Genomic DNA, 240 nt, shown 5'->3' on the forward strand with positions numbered 1-240 from the left:
ACCATTTCAAGCTGTTCAACGACACCTATGGCCATCTCGAAGGCGATTCCTGCCTGACCCGGCTCGGCGAATCGCTGTCCGGCATCGCCGCCGACACAATGGGCTTTGCCGCGCGCTACGGCGGCGAGGAGCTGATCGCGGTGCTGCCGGACGCCGATCTTGCGGCCTGCACCGATATCGCCGAGCGCATCAGGCGCGCGATCGCGGAATGCACCATCACGCGCCGCTCGACCGGCGAGG

General features: G+C 66.7%; 1 protein-coding gene. It reads left to right on the forward strand.

The genetic code is table 11. The features are described from left to right. Positions 1-240, forward strand: a 240-nt coding sequence (locus G8O24_RS43810; protein WP_188108503.1) for a diguanylate cyclase domain-containing protein, incomplete at both ends; no start/stop codon positions are given.

The organism is Bradyrhizobium campsiandrae (genome assembly GCF_014529705.1).
In the GTDB taxonomy this organism is placed as follows: Bacteria; Pseudomonadota; Alphaproteobacteria; order Rhizobiales; family Xanthobacteraceae; genus Bradyrhizobium; species Bradyrhizobium campsiandrae.